Below are 19,576 nucleotides of genomic sequence, written 5' to 3'. Positions count from 1 at the left end.
GCGCCGTGGACTCGATCCTAAAGCCGATAGAGCGCCTCGCGGAAGACCTGAAGTGGTTCGTGGCGAACACGGACCTGAAGGCTATTCACGTGGCGGCGAGCGCCGACCTGCGCGCGGTGGTGCTCAATCAAATCGAACAGGCGGAGATGTTCCCGCGGAACAACGCGCTGTTCCTTTCGAGCGACGCTCCGGGTGGTGACGACGCGTCTTGGGACGCTCGACGACAGGCGCTCATGGAGGCGTTCGAAGAGGTGCGCAACGTCGCGGTGGGGCCCGCTGGAGAGCAGCCGGTTCCGTTCGGGTCGCTGCCCGAGCTCGATCCACGCACGGCGCCCCTGACGCGCTTCGGCGTCCAGGTCCGCGACGTGGCACGGGCTGCGGTGGTCCCAGGATCGCCGATGACAGGGGTGGTCATCGTGCTGTGCCCCACTGACTGGGGCGCCGCACCCAAGTGGAGCGAGGGCGTGTCGGCGCTGGCACGTCAGGAGATTGCGCACGTGCGTTGGGTCGTGCTCGAGGGCCCTACGGCGCCGTCCCGCGCTGCGCTGAGCACTGCGCTGGGTGCGGCGCTCCTGACCTCGGATGCCGTGCTCGACCCCGCGGGTCAGCGCGAGGACCTGCGCGCCATGATCGGCGCCCTCGCGGCGGCACCTCCCGGAGTGGTGGGCCCGCAAGCCGTGGGCATGCCGGGGCCACGGTGCGCACCGCCGCGCAGGAAGCGCGAGCCGGCTCCTCCGCAGCCCGGCGAGCTCGAGAAGGTCCTGCGCGACGCAGGCGTGCCCGAGGGCTACGCGGACGACGCGGGGCTGCGCCAGCTCAGGCTCCACATGATGTCGGCGGGGCTCGCGTTTGGAGAGGGAGACCACCTTACGGGCATCCGAGAGCAGCGCGCCGCGCGAGACCAAGCCATCGCGTTGGGTCTGCTCACCGAGAGCGTCGTCCTCGAGCAGATGCTGGGCGCGTTCACGCTGCAAGCGGGTTTCTCGGAGCAGGCCCGCGAGGTGTTCGAGAACGCCTATGGGCGTGCGGAGGAACTCGGCCTCGCTCGTCAGATGGTGCTCGCGCGCATCTCGGTCGCGAGCACCTGGATGCTCCAACGCAAGCCTTCGGTCGCAATCGTGCAGTACACCGAGGCGGGTCGTCTGGCGGCGGAGCACGGCGAGACCATCATGGCCATCGAGGGGTACCGCATCGCGGGCGAGCTGCTGGCGATGGAGCGGCGCGATCACGAGGCCGCCCAGCTCTGGCAACTCGCGCTCCAGGTGGCGGAGGCGGGCGAAGCCCTGCCGGTCTCCATGTCGAGCGCTCCCCATGCCGCGCGGGCGCTGGCGGCGTTGTGCCGCTCGAAGGGGTTGGTGGTTCAGGCCGAGTCGCTCGAAGCTCAGGCCGCGCGGCTCGAGACCCCGCCAGAGCCTCCTGGTGCGGTCGAGCCCGGTCCGGACGATGTCCAAGCGGAGGGGGTCTAGATGGTTTTGGCGTCCAGCTGGCTCGACCCCGTGGTGGGTGTCGACATCCACATCGTCAAGGTTCCGGCGCCACCGACCCCCTTCATCTTGGTGCCCATCCCGCTACCGTTCAGTGGCGCCGTCTACGACCCGCTGGGTGCCGTCATTGGCGCGGGTCTGAGCACGGTACTCACTGGCAGCCCGGGGCTGACGTTCGTCAACTGCATGCCTGCGACGAACTGCGGCACGAACGTGACGAGCTTGACTGCGGGCGGCGTGCCTCACCCACCCATCGTACCGGGCACGGTTGGCTACGGATTGAGCCTCCCCGGAAACGACGCGGAGCTGTTCTTCGGCAGCGACGAGGTGAGCCTTTCGGGGTCGCTCGGGGTGCGGCTCCTGGACGCGGCGCTCAGCTGCTCGGACCCGGTGCGGCTGCCGACATCGTTGGTGATGGCCGTTCCGAAGGGGATGCCGGTGCTGAACATGCCGGCGATGGTGCCAGACTGGACAGTCATTCTGTTCTCGGCGGCGTTCAAGCTCTTGGGACGGTACCTGCGCTGGCGCGGAGGGGCCGCCGCTGCCCGGCGCGCTCAACGACTGCGCGACGCCGCAGGAGATCTAAAGCCCGGGCGTCTACGGAGCATGTGGAACCGGCTGGTGTGCGCGGTCACGGGTCACCCCGTGGATGTGGCGACGGGTCGCATGTTCACCGAGTCCGTCGACTTCGTGCTGCCGGGCCCTCTGCCGCTGCGCTTCGAGCGCGTGTACGACACGTCACTGAGCTGGCGCGAGACCTCGCTGGGCTGGGGGTGGTCGCATTCGCTGGACGAGGCGGTGTGGTACGAGCGCGGCCGCGTCGTGTATCGGGCGGCCGATGGTCGAGAGGTCGAGTTCTCGACGCTGGACCTGCCCCAGCGGGTGATTCGGCCGGGGCAGTCGCTCGAGCACGTGATGCAGGAGTTCACGCTGCGGTGCGTGGAGCCCTACCGCTTCGAGGTGGAGACGCACGCGGGGGTGGTGCACGAGTTCGCGCGCGTCCCGGGGGACCCGAGCGAGCGGATGCGGCTCATGAAGCGCCGGACGCGCGACGGGCACACCAACGAGTTCCATTACGACCGGCACGGGCGCCTCGAGTACGCGGTGGACAGCGGCGGGCGCATCGTGCGCTTCGAGCACAACGACCGCGGTCAGCTCACGGCGGTGAAGCTGCCGCTCAGCAAGGACCACGGCTGGTACCCGTTCCGGCGCTTCGAGTACGACGCGCGCGGCGACCTCACGGCGGTGCTGGACTCGCACAACAAGGCGTGGCGCTTCGAGTACGTGTCGCACCTGATGGTGCAGGAGACCGACCGGGCCGGGCTGTCGTTCTACTTCCAGTACGACGGGCACAGCGCGTACAGCAAGTGCGTGCGGACGTGGGGCGACGGCGGCATCTACGACCACGCGATCATGTACGACGCGGCGAACCGGAAGACCATCGTGGAGGACAGTGTCGGCGCGGTGACCGTGTACGAGATGGACGAGGTCAACGCGGTCATCGCCATCACGGACGCGCACGGTGGGCGCGAGAGCTACGAGCGGTGTCCGGACACGGGCAAGGTGCTGAAGGAGACCAACGCGCTGGGCGAGGTGGTCGAGAAGGCCTACGACGCGCGCGGGAACCTGGTGCGGCTGACGGGGCCGGACGGCGCGACGACGGAGATCGAGTACCACGAGCGCATGAACCTGCCGACGGAGGCGCGGGACGCGCTGGGGCGGCGCTGGCGTTGGCTGTACGATGGCTTCGGGCACCTGACGGCGCGGCAGAACGCGGCGCAGGAGACCACCATGTACGAGTGGTCCGAGGCGGGCTTGCTCGAGAGCATGCAGATGCCCGGCGAACGCGTCACGCGGCTGGCGTACGACGAGCGCAAGAACGTTATCGCGACCACGCTGCCGAACGGTGCGCGCATCGAGCACGAGCACGACGGGCAGGGGCGGGTGGTGCGTGTGCGCGACGCGCTGGGCGCCATCACGCGCGTGGAGCGTTGCTCGGAAGGGTGGACACGCGCCGTGCACTTGCCGATGGGCGCGGAGCAGCAGATGGCGTACGACGACGAAGGGAACCTGCTGGAGGCGCGGGACCCGAACCGGCACGTGCGCTTCGCCTACGGGCACTACCATCGGCTGGTGAGCCGCGAGGAAGCGGGGACCCGCCTGCGCTTCGAGTACGACACCGAGGATCAGCTGACGGCGGTGGTGAACGAAGCCGGCGAGCGCTACGCGTTCGAGCTGGACGCGTGTGGCCGGGTCAAGGCCGAGACCGGGTTCGACGGTTTCACGCGACGGTACCTTCGGGATGCGGCAGGGCGCGTGACGAAGACGCTGCTGCCGAGCGGGCGGCAGACGACGCTGAGCTACGACGCGGCGGGGCGGATAGCCGCGGTGGCGCACTCGGACGGGACACGGACGGAGTTCGGGTACGACGCGGCGGGGCAGCTGCTGCGTGCGGTGAACGAGAGCGCGGACGTGCGCTTCGAGCGCGACGGGATGGGGCGCATCGTCTCGGAGAGCCAAGACGGCGGGCAGACGTGGGTGAGGTCGGGGTACGAAGCGGGCCAGCGGATGCACGTGGAGAGCGACTTCGGTGCGCTGCAGCGGATAGCGCACGACGCGCTGGGGGAGGTGGCGGCGCTCTCGAACGGGGCTGGCGCCGGGGCTTTGCGCTTGGCGTTTGCGCGGAACGCGCTGGGGCTGGAGGTGGAGCGCGAGCTGCCGGGCGGGGTACACGTGGGGTGGACGCGGGACGTGGCGGGGCGGCCGCTGGAGCGGCACACGTGGCGCGCGGACCGCTTCGCCGGAGGGCCCGAAGGCGGGCTGACGGAGGCGCTGGACGCGCGGAGCTACCAGTGGCGTGGCGCGGACCAGATAGCGGCCATCATCAACCCGAGCAGCGGGCCGACGTTCTACGACCACGACGACCGCGGCCGGCTGGTGCGGGAGCGCCGGCCCGGGCAGGGTGCGGTGGTGGAGCGGGCGATGGACGCTGTGGGCAACGTGTACCGCACGGGCGACGGGCGTGACCGGCGCTACGGGCCGGGCGGGCGGCTGCTGGAGGCGGACGGGGTGCGGTACGAGCACGACGAGGACGGCAACCAGACGCGGCGCGAGCTTCCGGACGGGAGCGCGTGGGCGTACGCGTGGAACGGTTCGGGTATGCTGCGCGAGGTGACGCGACCGGACGGCGAGCGCGTGAGGTTCGAGTACGACGCGTTCGCGCGGCGGACGGCGAAGCGCGTGGTGCGCGTGGACGAAGACGGCACGGAGACGGTGCAGGCGGAGCACCGGTTCGTGTGGGACGGGCACACGGTGCTGCACGAGCTGGACTCGGAGGCAGGGCTGACGACGTGGTACTGGGAGCCGCAGACGTTCACGCCGGTGGCGAAGGAGCAGAACGGGCGCAAGTGGAGCGTGGCGAGCGACCACCTGGGGACGCCCACGGAGATGTACGACGAGCTCGGCCAGCTCGCGTGGAAGATGCAGCTGGACGTGTTCGGGGTGCCCAGCGTGGAGGAGGGGGCCGCGCAAGACTGTCCGTGGCGCTGGCCCGGGCAGTACGAGGATGCCGAGACCGGGGACTACTACAACCGGTGGCGGTACTACTCCTCGACGGGCGGCGGCTACACTTCCGTGGATCCACTCGGCCTCGAAGCAGGAACCTCATTTCACTCGTATCCTGCGAACCCCTCCCTATGGACCGACCCGCTTGGGCTCGCTACCTGTGGTCATCGAGGCCAGGGCGCCGACCAAATGGTATCTCGGCTGGTCGACGAACTCGAGTCCGCAGTAATTCACGCGGACAGAATGCTAGCGTCGGGTTTGACCGGAGGCACCGTATGGGGGCGATTGTATCAAAATGTCTTCCGTGGAACGCCGCTGGAGGCAATGGCACGCGGCAACGCCATCCAGCAGATCAGCGAAGGAATTGTTCAGCGTGGATCGGCGGTTCGAGACTTGGTAGACTCCGGTGCGGACGTCATTTTCAATCAGGGTTCACGGAGAGGTGTTCGTTCTTCTTCAGGGCACCTGCTTCGACCCGACGTGCAGGTCATTACCCCCCGCGGTCAGCACCATATCATCGACATCACGACGCCGGGGCAAGCCGCTGCAGGAAAGATCGGAAAGTATGACGACGGTTCAGGTGCAGTGCGTTCCCTGATCGACATACTGACATAGTGCCCAGAGAATTCAGATGAATAGACGAGAGCTCGAGTATGATCTAAATTTGGCTCTACGCCCTTCAAAGAATCCGCTTTCAGGTCCGAGTCGTGACTGGATCGCTGAGCGATTCGGAACTACAGCAGACGGTCTCGTCGACCTAACAAGGCTCACGCTTTGGGATGTGTTTGGCGTGGAGTGGAGTCGGGTGGACCTCAGTCACTCGACACTCGTGTTTGGTGTCGTTGATGGTCAGAAGCGTACCGCATCCGGTCGTCTCGGGAGCCCAAGTGCGAGATTTGAAGACTGCAACATGTCGCGGATATCTGTTCGCGACAGCAATGTCATGGGGATGTACATTCGGTGCAACTTTAGTGCTGCGATTCTAGCGCGGGCCCATTTCTGGGGACGATTCGAGTCTTGTTGCTTCAGAAAGGCGAATATGTCTTCCTGTCGAATGAATGGAACGCCCTCGGATCAGTGGAAGTTTCTTGATTGCGATTTTACGGAGGCAAACTTCAAGCGCTGTAACGTCACTGGCGTGGTGTTCGAACGATGTGACTTTACCGGAGTGAAGTGGCAAAAAGGTGCGTTCACGAGTTGCAGGTTACGTGATTGTAATATCGATCTCGATGCGATGGCGTCTGCGGACGTGTTCCTAGAGTACACGCGCCGAGAGTGAGCGCGGGCCCTAGCGTCCACTGGCCCATGACCTGACATCGTACCTCCAGGACGACAGTGAGCGCCGTCATCACCTGCGCGGAGGTCAGGAGCTTGGGGACCGGCTACGGTGTGCCCGCGTTGACGCGGTCGCGAGGGCGGTGGGGACCGAACACGGGGCGCCCGCGTTGAGGTCGCGTTCGAGACACCGTCATGACGGCCCGGAGGATCAGATGAACAGACAAGAACTCGAGCATGAGCTAAACTTGGCCCTTCGCCCCTCAAAGGACCCGCTATCTGGTCCTAGTCGCGAGTGGATCGCGGAGCGGTTCGGGCTAACGAATGAGGGGTTCGTTGATCTCAGAAAGCTCACGCTATGGGATGTTTTCGGCGTGGAATGGAGTCGAGTTGATTTGAGCGGGGTGACTTTGATCTTCGGAAAGATCGAAGGTCAGATGCGCACGGCGTCAGGCTGCTTGGGAAGCATTCGTTCTAGGTTCTGTGATTGTATAATGTCTCGCATTCGTGTGCGCGATCGCAATGTGGAAGGGAAGTACGAACGGTGTCGTTTCGATCGTGCCATCCTGACCAGTGCTGATTTTTGGGGTCAGTTCGATTCTTGTGTGTTCGAGAATGCAAACATGTCTTCCTGTCGAATGAATGGCACGCCGTCAGACCAGTGGAAGTTTTTGGATTGCGACTTTACGGGAGCGAACTTCAAGCGTTGTAACGTGACTGGGGTGGTGTTCGGGCGATGTGACTTCACTGACGTAAAGTGGCAAAAAGGCGCTTTTGCGGGCTGTAGGTTGCGCGATTGTAAGATCGATTTTGATGCAATGGTAGCCGCGGACGTGTTCCTGGAGCACACGCGCCGAGAGTGAGCGCGGGCCCTTCGCGTCCGGCGGTCAAGTTGGTACCCGGTCATCGGCGTGGACACGCACATCGTGTTGGTGCCCACGCCTGCAGGTCCGGTTCCGACGCCCATGCCCATGCCGTTCGTGGGCATGGTGTTCGACCCAGTCGGAGCCGTGGTGGGCGCGGGGCTGAGCATGGCGCTCAGCGGCAGCCCGGGGCTGGCGATGGTCAACTGCATGCTGGCCACCAACTGCGGGACCGAGGTGACCAACCTCATGACCTGCCCGCACATCCCGGCGCCGGGGCCCTTCGCGGTGCCTCCGGGGAACGACGCGGAGCTCTACTTCGGCAGCCTGAAGGTGAGCATGGCGGGCACGCTCGGGGTGCGCTTGGGGGACACCGCGCTCAGCTGCAGCGACCGGTGCGCCTGCCCACGTCGCTGGTGCTGGCCATCCCGAAGGGCATGCCAGTGCTCAACATGCCGGCGATGGTGCCGGACCTGCTGGCCATCTGCATGGCGGCGTTCTTCAAGTTCCTGGGCGCCGGCTTTCGTCGCTTTCGCGCGTTCCAAGAGACCAGCGAGTTCTGGCAGGCGGCCAGCGCGTGGCTGCGCCGGCACACCAGCGACCTCCTGCCGGAGGGCGTGGCCTCGCGCATCAACCGCCTGGTGTGTGCCGTCACGGGTCACCCGGTGGATGTCGCCACGGGTCGCATGTTCACCGAGGCCACCGACTTCGAGCTGCCCGGTCCGCTGCCGCTGCGCTTCGAGCGCGTGTACGACACCTCGCTGAGCTGGCGCGAGACGTCGCTTGGTTGGGGGTGGTCGCACTCGCTGGACGAGGCGGTGTGGTATGGGCGCGGGCGCGTGTTCTACAAGTCTGCGGACGGTCGGCAGATCGAGTTCCACACGCTGGACCTGCCGGAGCGGGCCATCCGTCCGGGGCAGACGCTGAGCGAGCCCTATCAGGAGTTCACGCTGCGGTGCCTGGAGCCCTACCGCTTCGAGGTGGAGACGCACGCGGGGGTGGTGCACGAGTTCGCGCGCGTCCCGGGGGACCCGAGCGAGCGCATGCGGCTCATGAAGCGCCGCACGCGCGACGGGCACACCAACGAGTTCCACTACGACCGGCTCGGGCGGCTCGAGTACGCGGTGGACAGCGGCGGGCGCATCGTGCGCTTCGAGCACAACGACCGCGGCCAGCTCACGGCGGTGAAGCTGCCGCTCAGCAAGGACCACGGTTGGTACCCGTTCAGGCGCTTCGAGTACGACGCGCGGGGCGACCTCACGGCGGTGCTGGACTCGCACAACAAGGCGTGGCGCTTCGAGTACGTGTCGCACCTGATGGTGCAGGAGACCGACCGGGCCGGGCTGTCGTTCTACTTCCAGTACGACGGGCACAGCGCGTACAGCAAGTGCGTGCGGACGTGGGGCGATGGCGGCATCTACGACCACGAGATCATGTACGACCCCGCGAACCGCAAGACCATCGTGCAGAACAGCACGGGTGCGGTGACGGTGTACGAGATGGACGAGACGAACGCCGTCATCGGCATCACGGACGCGCACGGGGGGCGCGAGAGCTACGAGCGGTGTCCGAGCACGGGCAAGGTGCTGAAGGAGACCAACGCGCTGGGCGAGGTGGTCGAGAAGGCCTACGACGCGCGCGGGAACCTGGTGCGGCTGACGGGGCCGGACGGCGCGACGACGGAGATCGAGTACCACGAGCGGATGAACCTGCCGACGGAGGCGCGCGACGCGCTGGGGCGGCGCTGGAGGTGGGTCTACGACTGGGTGGGGCACCTGACGGCGCGGCAAAACGCGGCGCAGGAGACCACGATGTACGAGTGGTCCGAGGCGGGCCTGCTCGAGAGCATGCAGATGCCCGGCGAGCGGGTGACGCGGCTGACGTACGACGAGCGCAAGAACGTGGTCGCCGTGACCCTGCCGAACGGTGCGCGCATCGAGCACGAGCACGACGGGCAGGGGCGGGTGGTGCGTGTGCGCGACGCGCTGGGCGCCATCACGCGCGTGGAGCGTTGCTCGGAAGGGTGGACGCGCGCCGTACACTTGCCGATGGGCGCGGAGCAGCAGATGGCGTACGACGACGAAGGGAACTTGCTGGAGGCGCGGGACCCGAACCGGCACGTGCGCTTCGCCTACGGGCACAAGCACCGGATGGTGGCGCGCGAGGAGGGGGGCACGCGGCTGCAGTTCGAGTACGACACGGAGGACCGGCTGACCGGGGTGGTGAACGAGGCGGGCGAGCGCTACGCGTTCGAGCTGGACGCGTGTGGCCGGGTGAAGGCCGAGACCGGGTTCGACGGGTACGTGAGGACGTACCAGCGCGATGCGGAGGGGCGCGTGACGAAGACGCTGCTGCCGAGCGGGCGGCAGACGACGCTGAGCTACGACGCGGCAGGGCGCGTGGCCGCGGTAGCGCACTCGGACGGGACGCGGACGGAGTTTGGGTACGACGTGGCGGGGCAGCTGCTGCGTGCGGTGAACGAGAGCGCGGACGTGCGCTTCGAGCGCGACGGGATGGGGCGCATCGTCTCGGAGAGCCAAGACGGCGGGCAGACGTGGGTGAGGTCGGGGTACGAAGCGGGCCAGCGGATGCACGTGGAGAGCGACTTCGGTGCGCTGCAGCGGATAGCGCACGACGCGCTGGGGGAGGTGGCGGCGCTCTCGAACGGGGCTGGCGCCGGGGCTTTGCGCTTGGCGTTTGCGCGGAACGCGCTGGGGCTGGAGGTGGAGCGCGAGCTGCCGGGCGGGGTACACGTGGGGTGGACGCGGGACGTGGCGGGGCGGCCGCTGGAGCGGCACACGTGGCGCGCGGACCGGTTTGCGGGTGGGCCGGAAGGCGGGCTGACGGAAGCGCTGGACGCGCGGAGCTACCAGTGGCGTGGGGCGGACCAGATAGCGGCCATCATCAACCCGAGCAGCGGGCCGACGTTCTACGACCACGACGACCGCGGCCGGCTGGTGCGGGAGCGCCGGCCCGGGCAGGGTGCGGTGGTGGAGCGGGCGATGGACGCTGTGGGCAACGTGTACCGCACGGGCGACGGGCGTGACCGGCGCTACGGGCCGGGCGGGCGGCTGCTGGAGGCGGACGGGGTGCGGTACGAGCACGACGAGGACGGCAACCAGACGCGGCGCGAGCTGCCGGACGGGAGCGCGTGGGCGTACGCGTGGAACGGTTCGGGTATGCTGCGCGAGGTGACCCGACCGGACGGCGAGCGCGTGAGGTTCGAGTACGACGCGTTCGCGCGGCGGACGGCGAAGCGCGTGGTGCGGGTGGGCGAAGACGGCACGGAGACGGTGCAGGCGGAGCACCGGTTCGTGTGGGACGGGCACACGGTGCTGCACGAGCTGGACTCGGAGGCGGGGCTGACGACGTGGTACTGGGAGCCGCAGACGTTCACGCCGGTGGCGAAGGAGCAGAACGGGCGCAAGTGGAGCGTGGCGAGCGACCACCTGGGGACGCCGACGGAGATGTACGACGAGCTCGGCCAGCTCGCGTGGAAGATGCAGCTGGACGTGTTCGGCGTCGCCGAGTTCGATGCCGGTGCCGCACAGGACTGTCCGTGGCGCTGGCCCGGGCAGTACGAGGATGCCGAGATCGGGGACTACTTGCGGTTGTCAACCACCTACCAGGCTGAAACACCGGACGGTTTCCGTGGGGTGTGAGGTGTGAGGCAAGCGCGGGTTGAACGGGCTCGCGCATTCGCCCGCGGCCGCGACCGGCGTGCGCTCAGGACGTGCAGGACGTCGCGGTCCTGATGGGCGAGCCGCGCAGGTGGGTTGCGCCGTGCGTGGTTTTCGGTGCTGACCCCGGCCCTGGGCTTCAGTCGATGGGGACGACCCTTCGGACGAGGATGCGGGTGAGGCGCTCGCGTTCGCGTGGAGGGATGCCGAAGGCGCGGTGGATGCGGCGCGCGACGCGGCGAGTGAGGGGGTTGCGCTGGCCTGCGTCGAGTGGTTCGAGGAGTGCGGCGGCGGTGCGGATCCAGAAGCGGCGGTCGAGCTCGCGGACGGCCGCCGTCATGGCGTCGGCGATGGCGTCGAGCGCGCTCGCGAGGTCAGGGCTGGCAGCGAGGATGTGCTGCTTCCGCTGGATGAGCGGCTCGAGGAAGCGGTCGCGCGCTTCGATGCGCTCGCGCAAGAGCGCGTCGAGGATGGCGTCTGCTTCGTGGGTGTGGTGGAGGTTCCGGACGATGCCGAGGAGGTAGCGGGCATCGGCGCCCTCGGGGAGAGAGCCGCGCTGCCGCTTGGTGTCGTAGGTGGCGATGCCGTCGACGATGGCGTCACGGGGATACCCCGCGATGACATCTCGGACGTAGCGCTTGGGGTCGATGAGCTCGAGGCGCGCGAAGACCTCGTCGAGGTATGCGCAGACGGTCGGGTCGAGCCGTTCGGCGCGCGTGCGTCGCGCGCGCTCGAGCTTCTGGATGCGCTCGTCGAGGGCGCGGCGCGCGTCGGCGACCTGCTCTGCAGTGGCCCCCTGCGCGTAGAGGTCCACGCGACTCATCCCATGACGGTCACGCCGCGGCGCGCGGTTCAAGACGCGGAAGAAGACCTGGGCAACGACGGTCGCGACGCCACGCGCGAGCGCGCCTGGCTCGCGCGTGCTGAGGACGATGGGCGGGACCTGTTGGGCGAAGAGTCCGAAGGCGCCTTCGACGTGGGCCTTGTTCTGGGCACGCCCCGGGGTGGAGCGCATGAGGCGCGTGTCGCCGAGAGCGTTCTCCACGGCATCCGTGTGGTTGGACGGGCGGTTGTCGAGGAGCAGGGCGATGGGTCTCTCCCCGGTGGTCTGTACGCCGTCCTCGAAGGCCGCGCAGACGGCGGCGCTGTCCTCCTCGGGCGTGACCGCCATGCCCACGGAGGCAGCGCTCGCGGCGTCGACGATGAGCTCGAGGTTCATGCGGTAGCGCTGGTCGTCGATCGTCACTTCGAGCGCCTTGCCGTCGCCGACCCACTGCGCGCCGGGGAAGAAGGTCTCGAAGGCGTCGCGGAGCGCGTGCTCGTCGCGTGAGCGCCCACCTCGGCGCAGGGGTATCCGCTCGCGGTGCGCAAAGAGGATGTTCGAGATCACGGTACGACCCAGGTCGAGCCGCAGGTCATGACGTACGTGCCGGCAGAACGAGGTGAAGTCGCCATCCCAACTTCGGTACGCGGCGAGCACGCTCTCGATCTGCGCGAGCGTCCCGTCGTCCTGTCTCTCCTCGGGGGGATCCTCACCGCCCGCGAGCGCGCCGACGTCGGGGCACCGCAGCCAGTCCTCGAGCGTGCCCTCGGGCAACGTGGTCGCCGTGGCGAAGGCGGCGAGAGACAGCCCGGCGTGGCGCTCACGGAGCCCGACGATGAAGCGCCGGAACGTGTCGCTGTAGCGCGCTCGCTGCGGGCCTATATGGGCGCACCCAGGATGGGTCAGCACGAAGCGCAGGACCTCTTCGCGCACGCGTGCGACGACGTCGGGGGGCGCCTCGACCGGGTCAGCCGGTGGTCGTCCCACGGGCCGCGTGAGGCCCACGAGGTGTTCACGGATGCGCTGCGCGAGTTCGTAGGCCTGACTGCGCGTGCCCCCCGTCGCGTCGAGGATCGCGTCGACGGAGGGCATCGTGAGCGGCAGCGGCTTGGCGAGTACGCGAGCAGCGAGGAATAGACCCGCCATCACGTTCGACGGGACGGCGGGCTCGGAAGCAGGTACAACCACGGGGCGGTTTCGCGGTCTTTCGAAGCTGGTTTTTGTGGAAAATCACCTTGGCCTCGGAGTCACGAAACCGCACCTGTTTTCACGTGCCGAGCGGCATGTTCAGGCGCTGCCCGAGGAGCCACACCTCGGGGGTGCCCCCCTTGCTCACCACCTTGAACAGCTCGAGGCAGCGCTCGCGTAGGTCGAGGTCATGGGCGTCACGCGCGGGCACCCCCGCCTCGATACGCGCCAGCACCTCGGCGGTGCGACCGTAGTAGCGGTCCGCCGGGACCAGCAGCCCCCCGAGCGCGTGATGCGTCCGCCCGTGGTTGTGCCACTCGAGATGCGCCGCGAGTCGACGCTTCATCTCCGCGAGGTCGTAGAAGCGCTGAGCGTCGAAGAGCTCCTTGTGCAGGTTGGCGTTGAAGACCTCGACCTTCCCGTTGTGCTCCTTGTGCTGCGCGACGAGGTGGTCGATGCCCATCTCGGTGAGCAGGTCCGTGAAGCGCGAGATGCCCCGCCAGGACCAGAACGCCGAGCCCCGGTCGCTCATCACGGCCTCCGGCTTGCCGTGACGCTCGACCGCATCCTCGAAGGTCCTGATCACCATGTCCGCGCGCTCGGCGTCGTCCACGCCGTGGCCCGGAACGTAGCGCGAGTAGTCGTCGAGCAGGATCAGTGTGAACGTCGACGCCCGGTTGATGTGCCGGTGCACGAAGTCGAGGTGCCACAGGTGGTTCGGGCGCACCGCCTCGTAGCGCTTGTCGTGCGGCTCGCGCTTCACCTTCGGCGGGCGGTACCCCGCGTCCTCCATCACGCGCCGCACCGTGTTGACCGACACCTTGATGCCCGCGCGCCCCAGCTGGTTGCGGATCTGGCTCGGCCCGAGCCCGCGGTGCTTGGACCACTCGTCGAGGATCTCGCGGTCGCGCTGCGCCTCCACGTCCTTCGGCGCTGGCCCACTCGTCGGCGAGTCCCCTTCACCTGCTGCGGCCTTCTCCACCTGGCGCAGCCACGCGTAGAGCGAGAAGCGGCTGACGCCCAACTGCTTCGACGCCGCGCTCACCCCGTGCTCGCGCGCGTACTCCACCGCCTCGGCCTTCTGGCTCGGCGTGTAGCTCTTCGCCACGACCTTGCGCCGGCTCGCTGGCGGTCGTGGTGCTAGCGGAGCTGCCGGGGCTGCCGGTGTCGAGGTGGTCGCCGTCTGCGTCGTCGCGTCACGCTTGCCTCGCCCCGCTCCACCCTTCGCACGGGTCGTGGTCGTCTTGGTCTTGGTGGCCGCGCTGACCGCGGCGCCAACGTCGCCACGGCCTGCCCGCCAGTGGCTCAACGTCGGCTGCGGAACCTTCAGCCGGCGCGCCGCTTCGTTCACGCCCACCTTCGCCGCCAGCTTCACCGCTGCCTCACGCTCGACTGCCGTGTACCTCCGCCTCGTCCCCGTCTTCGATGTGCTCGTCATCCTCGGCCTCCAGGAGTCGAGCACCCATCCTCAGGTCGTCCGGGATTTCAGGCCTCGATCTCCGGGGCCGATGATTGGCAAGCGCAACTACTACAACCGGTGGCGGTACTACGGCGACGGCGGGTATCGGAGCCGCGACCCACTGGGCATGGATGGCGGGCCTCGGCCGCTTGGATACGTTCTCGATCCGACGAACAGCTTAGATCCCCTCGGTCTGACGGCACGACAACTCGGCGCAGCAATGGCGGCCGAGGGGCGTCCTCTGGTCGCGGGCCAGACGCCTCATCACATCGTTCAGGAGAGCGGCGGCGGTCGATTCGCGCAGATGTCTCGAGACCTTCTCGCCCGGCATGGTATCGACGTCAATGGCGGCGCAAACGGAGCCGCGTTGTGGGGTACGGGGAACTCACAGGTCGCCCAGCCAACCCACCCGGGCCGGACCTCCGCCCGCGCAGCCGGAACCTATCATGCAGGAACTCACATCCACACCCACGGTGGGGTCGATGATGCGCAGAGAATGATCTTCCGTGCGCTTCAGGCGGCGGAACGTCGCGGCCAAGATGTGGAGGCGCTCCTACGCGAGATCGGAGCGCGCCAAGAGGCAGGTACCTGGAGAGAGTCATTCCGCTCCGCTGGAGGAAGGTGTTCATGAGGCTCGAAGAGAAGAAGCTGTACTTGGTGGAGCGGGCGAAGTGCCTCTTCGCGCAACCTCACGAGGTCCGCGAGTGGTTGTGGGCAGCTCGCGAGCGGGCGAAGCGGTTCGAGTGTGCAACCGGGCAGTTGTACTCGTTCGATCCCCTCTCCGTGGAACTACAGGCTCATGTGGGGGCAACGCGGGGCCGCCCGGTCAAGTGCGCGACACCGCGCGCGAAGTGGAGGTTCGGGTTCGATGCGGCGGACGAACTCGTGATTGCCGAAGGGGCTCCTACGTCCAACACTTCATTCGTTCACGTTCTCAACGTGAACGATGAGTCGCGCGATTCAGCCGTCATATCTGAAGATGTCCGTGGCCCAGATCATGCCAGAGTGCGCTCCGTGGTGGCTCGCGACCGCGATGACGATCCATGGCTATCGGTAACATTCGGTGAGGGTTCTCGGTGGTATGTGGAGGAGTACATTGGGGGCTTTCGGCCGACAAGGATTAACTCCACATGGTCGAACGGAAACTCGCAATCTGTCTCCGTCGAGTGGTTCGAAGATGGCTTTCCTAAGCGCATGTTTCACTTCCCAAGCGGTCCGAATCTGTGGGTGTCCAAGGATGTTGCGCGCGCGTTGACTGTCGATTCATACGCGCATCGTCTGGTCGATGAACTGCTTCGTTTGCTGTCCGCGGCTAGGCATGCAATTGAATTTAACTGCGTGGCGTTGTGCGTGGACGACGTCGCGCCTCTGCCACCGACGGTCGGCGTAGCTCACGTTGAGGACTTCTCCGGGTTCGCATGGGCGGACCCCTACACGATGGCTGGTGCCGTATCTGGTCGCGACGAGCCGTGCCTCGTCGCATACGACGGAAAAACCGTATCCGACGGGAACGACCTCAACCTAAAACTGTCTGACCGCCGAGCGCGTGTGGTGAACATTCTGGTCGAAGTAGCGCGCGAACTCACCGTGAGGCTCTGGGAAAGCGACAGGACGATTGTATATGCCGCGGACATGACGAAGAGCGAGTGGGCCCACGACGTCGAGAGGTCGGTTCCAAGCCGAATCCTCCAAGCGGCCAACATCCGCGCGTAGTGATAACCAATACTCTAGAGTTCACGGGGCCCACGAAGTCCCATCCGTGACTGCACTACGGGATGCGGCGAAGGCGGCCAGAACTAGGACGAGGAGGTGCGGGACCCGAACCAGCACATGCGCTTCGCCTACGGGCACAAGCACCGGATGGTGGCGCGCGAGGAAGGGGGGGCACGCGGCTGCAGTTCGTGTGCGACACGGAGGACCGGCTGACCGAGGTGGTGAACGAGGCGGGCGAGCGCTACGCGTTCGAGCTGGACGCGTGCGGCCGGGTGAGGGCGGAGACGGGGTTCGACGGTCTCCCGCTCGCGCCTGGGCAACGAGGAGTGTCGCCAACTACTGCCCCCGCGGGGTCTCACCTGGCACCACCACCCAGAAGTGCCCGGGTTGATGCAACTTGTAGACACCGCAGACCACAGAACGCGGTTCCCAGACTATCACCCCGATGGCGAAGGCGGGCGTGCGCGCTGGGGAGGCGGCAGCGGCTGTCGGTAGTCAGTGTCTTGGAGCGAAGGAAGTCATGAAGCATACCTTTACCAACGTGCAAGAACTCTTTGAGGCGATGGAAGGCGGGTTGGACATATACGACCTCGTCGGGGCGTTCGTTGATCGTGATAAATGGACAGAGCAGCCGTCGGATGCCGAGCTCGTTTTCTGGGACGAGGACGACCTTTATGTAAATGACGATGCTGGTCTTCCTCCGGAGGAAGAAGTTGACGGTGTGCCCTCCATTGCGGCCAACGAGGGTCTTCGTTACCTGCTGTTGAGTCCCCAGTTGATTGATGTTTTTGAGGTTTTGAAGGGGCAGTCAAAATCGACGGATGTCGCGGGCCTTGTTCGAGTTATTAACCACTATCGAACGCGCGACTCTTTTGAGCCATAGAAGCTCGGAGCGTGACGAAGACGCTGCTGCCGAGCGGGCGGCAGACGACGCTGAACTACGACGCGGCTGGGCGGATCGCCGCAGTGGCGCACTCGGACGGGACACGGACGGAGTTCGGGTACGACGCGGCGGGGCAGCTGCTGCGTGCGGTGAACGAGAGCGCGGACGTGCGCTTCGAGCGCGATGGGATGGGGCGCATCGTCTCGGAGAGCCAAGACGGCGGGCAGACGTGGGTGAGGTCGGGGTACGAAGCGGGCCAGCGGATGCACGTGGAGAGCGACTTCGGTGCGCTGCAGCGGATAGCGCACGACGCGCTGGGGGAGGTGGCGGCGCTCTCGAACGGGGCTGGCGCCGGGGCTTTGCGCTTGGCGTTTGCGCGGAACGCGCTGGGGCTGGAGGTGGAGCGCGAGCTGCCGGGCGGGGTACACGTGGGGTGGACGCGGGACGTGGCGGGGCGGCCGCTGGAGCGGCACACGTGGCGCGCGGACCGGTTTGCGGGTGGGCCGGAAGGCGGGCTGACGGAAGCGCTGGACGCGCGGAGCTACCAGTGGCGTGGGGCGGACCAGATAGCGGCCATCATCAACCCGAGCAGCGGGCCGACGTTCTACGACCACGACGACCGCGGCCGGCTGGTGCGGGAGCGCCGGCCCGGGCAGGGTGCGGTGGTGGAGCGGGCGATGGACGCTGTGGGCAACGTGTACCGCACGGGCGACGGGCGTGACCGGCGCTACGGGCCGGGCGGGCGGCTGCTGGAGGCGGACGGGGTGCGGTACGAGCACGACGAGGACGGCAACCAGACGCGGCGCGAGCTGCCGGACGGGAGCGCGTGGGCGTACGCGTGGAACGGTTCGGGTATGCTGCGCGAGGTGACCCGACCGGACGGCGAGCGCGTGAGGTTCGAGTACGACGCGTTCGCGCGGCGGACGGCGAAGCGCGTGGTGCGGGTGGGCGAAGACGGCACGGAGACGGTGCAGGCGGAGCACCGGTTCGTGTGGGACGGGCACACGGTGCTGCACGAGCTGGACTCGGAGGCGGGGCTGACGACGTGGTACTGGGAGCCGCAGACGTTCACGCCGGTGGCGAAGGAGCAGAACGGGCGCAAGTGGAGCGTGGCGAGCGACCACCTGGGGACGCCCACGGAGATGTACGACGAGCTCGGCCAGCTCGCGTGGAAGATGCAGCTGGACGTGTTCGGGGTGCCCAGCGTGGAGGAAGGGGCCGCGCAAGATTGTCCGTGGCGCTGGCCCGGTCAGTACGAGGATGCCGAGACCGGGGACTACTACAACCGGTGGCGGTACTATTCGACCCACGAGGCGCGGTACGGGCAAACTGACCCAATTCGACTGACCGGCGGGCTGAACCTGACCGCCTACGTTGACGATCCGGCCGTTCTAAGTGACCCATTGGGCCTCGAGGACCGCATGCCGACCTGGATGCCAACCCGGCAAGGATACCAAAGGCAGCACCTCATTCCGTACTCGTTGAGAAATCATCCAGTATTCGCAGCCTCGGGACGGGACATCAACTCGGCAACAAACATGATGTATCTCCCCGTTGCTCCTGGGATTCATCCGAATCCAAATATCGGTCTTCACAGAGGGTGGACGGTCCAGCATGCGGCGTACAACGCAGATGTGGGAACTATGCTCGACAACCTGAAGGTGGCACTCGATGCGGGGCACATATCCCCATCGCAACTCGACGAAGCGATACGAGATTTGCAGCACGAGTTGCGGAGCGATCTCAACGCTGGCCGTAGAACATGTGCCTAGTATATCGTTGTTAGACTGAGAGGTGTGGAGTGACGTGTTATCAGCTTGTGTGTACCTACTCGCATCCTGAAGGTTACGTGGATATCGTCAATTACGATTCGGTGTTTGGTGGAATGAAGTCGACGGCTCGCTCGTCTGGCAAGCCTGCTCGCCCCATCGGAGTCGCCCAGCGCGGATATGCGTTGGATGTTCTTCGTGGCCTGGACTATGTGCAGACAGTTCCAGGGATACATCCGATGTTTTCGAGCAGGGCGGTTGAGTGTCTCGGGGAGGAGTTGTTGCGCGATGTTGATGTGGTCCCCGTAGAACTGGAGGTTTCCGGTGTGTCACTCGACTTTGCTCTGGCGATTGTCAAATCGAGGCGGGCGTTAGTTGACGATTATTCGTCAGAATTCATGACTCTCGCGGGTGTTCGGATCATCAAGAATGCGAAGTTCAATGTCGCTATTGATGAAGACTTCATGATCGCCAGGGATGTCACGCATGTCCATGTCTTGGTCTCCGATGTGTTTCGTGAGGTCTCCGTGAGATGCGGACTTAGCATCGGATTCTCGCCAATTTGAACGATGAATGATCGAGTGGCTCAAGGGAAGCAGTGGTCGTAGTGGCACTTGGTGCGGAGGACGTCTCCTTGGGCGTGTGGTGTCGCGCGTTGCAGCCAGGACGGCGGACAGACGTGGGTGCGGTCGGGGTACGAAGCGGGGCAGCGGATGCACGTGGAGAGCGACTTCGGCGCGCTGCAGCGGATTGCGCACGACGCGCTGGGGGAGGTGTCGCGGCTCGCGAACGGTGCAGGCGCGGGGGCAGCGCCCATGGCGTTCGCGCGGAACGCGCTGGGGCTGGAGGTGGAGCGCGAGCTGCCGGGCGGGGTG

14 protein-coding genes are annotated in these 19,576 nt (G+C 66.8%); 12 read left to right on the top strand and 2 right to left on the bottom strand.

All coding sequences use genetic code 11. From position 1 onward, the window contains the following. The first annotated feature begins 5 nt into the window (after positions 1-5). The 5 genes from H6726_24620 (at position 6) to H6726_24600 (ending at position 10,848) form a co-directional block, all read left to right on the top strand. The gene (locus H6726_24620) at positions 6-1,466 is read left to right on the top strand and encodes a hypothetical protein (GenBank protein ID MCB9660853.1); all 1,461 of its coding nucleotides are present in this window, start codon (positions 6-8) and stop codon (positions 1,464-1,466) included. Next, the gene (locus tag H6726_24615) at positions 1,467-5,663 is read left to right on the top strand and encodes a hypothetical protein (GenBank protein ID MCB9660852.1); all 4,197 of its coding nucleotides are present in this window, start codon (positions 1,467-1,469) and stop codon (positions 5,661-5,663) included. Between the two features lie 190 nt (positions 5,664-5,853). Next, a complete protein-coding gene (locus tag H6726_24610; GenBank protein ID MCB9660851.1) occupies positions 5,854-6,327 on the top strand; it encodes a pentapeptide repeat-containing protein in 474 nt (157 codons plus the stop codon). A 211-nt stretch (positions 6,328-6,538) separates the two neighbouring features. Next, positions 6,539-7,186: a pentapeptide repeat-containing protein gene (locus H6726_24605; protein MCB9660850.1), complete on the top strand. Its 648-nt coding sequence runs from the start codon at positions 6,539-6,541 to the stop codon at positions 7,184-7,186. 395 nt (positions 7,187-7,581) lie between these two features. Then, positions 7,582-10,848 carry an RHS repeat protein gene (locus H6726_24600; protein MCB9660849.1) on the top strand — a complete coding sequence of 1,089 codons (3,267 nt, stop codon included), beginning with the start codon at positions 7,582-7,584 and terminating at the stop codon, positions 10,846-10,848. Positions 10,849-11,005: 157 nt separating this feature from the next. Here H6726_24600 and H6726_24595 read toward each other — a convergent pair whose 3' ends face one another. Both H6726_24595 and H6726_24590 read right to left on the bottom strand, forming a co-directional pair. After that, positions 11,006-12,835, bottom strand: coding sequence for a DDE-type integrase/transposase/recombinase (locus H6726_24595; GenBank protein ID MCB9660848.1), 1,830 nt, complete (start codon positions 12,833-12,835; stop codon positions 11,006-11,008). A gap of 121 nt (positions 12,836-12,956) precedes the next feature. Then, complete coding sequence (locus tag H6726_24590; protein MCB9660847.1) at positions 12,957-14,252, bottom strand: DDE-type integrase/transposase/recombinase; 1,296 nt, start codon at positions 14,250-14,252, stop codon at positions 12,957-12,959. A gap of 22 nt (positions 14,253-14,274) precedes the next feature. Here H6726_24590 and H6726_24585 point away from each other — a divergent pair, with 22 nt between their 5' ends. From H6726_24585 to H6726_24555, 7 genes are all read left to right on the top strand, one after another. Next, positions 14,275-14,967 (top strand): AHH domain-containing protein, encoded by a 693-nt coding sequence (locus H6726_24585; GenBank protein ID MCB9660846.1) that lies wholly within the window; start codon positions 14,275-14,277, stop codon positions 14,965-14,967. Continuing rightward, positions 14,964-16,049 carry a hypothetical protein gene (locus tag H6726_24580; GenBank protein MCB9660845.1) on the top strand — a complete coding sequence of 362 codons (1,086 nt, stop codon included), beginning with the start codon at positions 14,964-14,966 and terminating at the stop codon, positions 16,047-16,049. The genes H6726_24585 and H6726_24580 overlap by 4 nt, the downstream gene beginning before the upstream one ends. A gap of 312 nt (positions 16,050-16,361) precedes the next feature. Further along, positions 16,362-16,544: an HNH endonuclease gene (locus H6726_24575; GenBank protein MCB9660844.1), complete on the top strand. Its 183-nt coding sequence runs from the start codon at positions 16,362-16,364 to the stop codon at positions 16,542-16,544. Between the two features lie 25 nt (positions 16,545-16,569). Then, positions 16,570-16,932 (top strand): hypothetical protein, encoded by a 363-nt coding sequence (locus tag H6726_24570; GenBank protein ID MCB9660843.1) that lies wholly within the window; start codon positions 16,570-16,572, stop codon positions 16,930-16,932. An 11-nt stretch (positions 16,933-16,943) separates the two neighbouring features. Then, on the top strand, positions 16,944-18,704 hold the full coding sequence (locus H6726_24565; GenBank protein ID MCB9660842.1) for an AHH domain-containing protein: 1,761 nt from the start codon (positions 16,944-16,946) through the stop codon (positions 18,702-18,704). 77 nt (positions 18,705-18,781) lie between these two features. Continuing rightward, complete coding sequence (locus H6726_24560) at positions 18,782-19,267, top strand: hypothetical protein (protein MCB9660841.1); 486 nt, start codon at positions 18,782-18,784, stop codon at positions 19,265-19,267. A 147-nt stretch (positions 19,268-19,414) separates the two neighbouring features. Continuing rightward, a partial coding sequence (locus H6726_24555; GenBank protein MCB9660840.1) for a hypothetical protein occupies positions 19,415-19,576 on the top strand: 162 nt, incomplete at its 3' end.

Source organism: Sandaracinaceae bacterium, assembly GCA_020633055.1.
Classification (GTDB): domain Bacteria; phylum Myxococcota_A; class Polyangia; order Polyangiales; family Houyiibacteriaceae; genus JADJJE01.
Note: the sequence above shows the minus strand (reverse complement) of the source record. Positions and strands in the feature narration are given on the sequence as shown.

What these genes read in the sequence shown, in the direction of transcription:
- H6726_24615 (MCB9660852.1), top strand. Translation starts at nt 1,467, where the DNA reads ATGGTTTTGGCGTCCAGCTGGCTCGACCCCGTGGTGGGTGTCGACATC.
- H6726_24605 (MCB9660850.1), top strand. Translation starts at nt 6,539, where the DNA reads ATGAACAGACAAGAACTCGAGCATGAGCTAAACTTGGCCCTTCGCCCC.
- H6726_24595 (MCB9660848.1), bottom strand. Translation starts at nt 12,835, where the DNA reads ATGGCGGGTCTATTCCTCGCTGCTCGCGTACTCGCCAAGCCGCTGCCG.
- H6726_24580 (MCB9660845.1), top strand. Translation starts at nt 14,964, where the DNA reads ATGAGGCTCGAAGAGAAGAAGCTGTACTTGGTGGAGCGGGCGAAGTGC.
- H6726_24570 (MCB9660843.1), top strand. Translation starts at nt 16,570, where the DNA reads ATGAAGCATACCTTTACCAACGTGCAAGAACTCTTTGAGGCGATGGAA.